The organism is Pauljensenia sp. UMB6358, from assembly GCF_030216865.1.
GTDB classification, from domain to species: Bacteria; Actinomycetota; Actinomycetes; order Actinomycetales; family Actinomycetaceae; genus Pauljensenia; species Pauljensenia turicensis_A.
Window position 1 is genome coordinate 1 of the sequence record NZ_JASOMS010000128.1, and the last position, 294, is coordinate 294.

Below are 294 nucleotides of genomic sequence, written 5' to 3' on the forward strand. Positions count from 1 at the left end.
TTTTTCGGTACGACGACGCCGCTGCGCCATCCCGGAATCCGGCTGGCCACGCCAGGTAGACTTGCACCATGACTCTGAGCATCGGTGTGGATGTTGGCGGCACGAAGGTGGCCGCCGGCGTCGTCAATGAACAAGGTGAAATTTTGCAGCGGGTCCGGCGCCCCACGCCGCGCCAGGATTCCGAGGCCTTTATCGCAACCATCGCCGCCTGCGTCAATGACCTCAAATCCTCGGGGGCTACCACCGTTGGAATCGGGCAGGCCGGCTATATCGCCGCGGATCGCGATACGTTGA

Annotated in this window: 1 protein-coding gene; it reads left to right on the plus strand. The window is 62.6% G+C overall.

The window, feature by feature from the left end:
- Positions 1–68: 68 nt before the first annotated feature.
- The coding region (locus QP381_RS08895) for an ROK family protein (protein ID WP_285068630.1) at positions 69–294 on the plus strand (226 nt) is incomplete at its 3' end.